General features: G+C 40.1%; 1 pseudogene. It reads right to left on the reverse strand.

Annotated elements, in window-relative coordinates:
- Positions 1-312 (reverse strand): annotated as a pseudogene (locus ACT3S4_RS14415) (RNA-guided endonuclease InsQ/TnpB family protein); the annotation flags it as partial.

The raw sequence follows: 312 nt of genomic DNA on the forward strand, positions 1-312 counted from the left end.
GTCATAGACGGATTTGGCAAGTTTGCCCTTAGTGAATGATGTTGATTTTATTTTACCAACAACAATTAGGCTTTTTGCTTTGACAAGCTTTGATGTGAATTTATGAATGAGGTCTTGACGGGTATTTTTAATCTTGGCGTGAATGGCCTTGACCCGCTTTTTATTCTTAGCTCTTTGAGCAATGGACAGTTTTTCAGCGTATTGATGAGTGACTTTGGTTTGCAGTTTGTCGCCATCACTACTGACTGCTGAATCTTTGCAGCCTAAATCGATACCGACTTGACCAGTGCCACACGCTGTTTTTGGAAATTT

The sequence above is a fragment of the Psychrobacter sp. AOP30-A2-5 genome (assembly GCF_052378115.1).
Taxonomy (GTDB): Bacteria; Pseudomonadota; Gammaproteobacteria; order Pseudomonadales; family Moraxellaceae; genus Psychrobacter.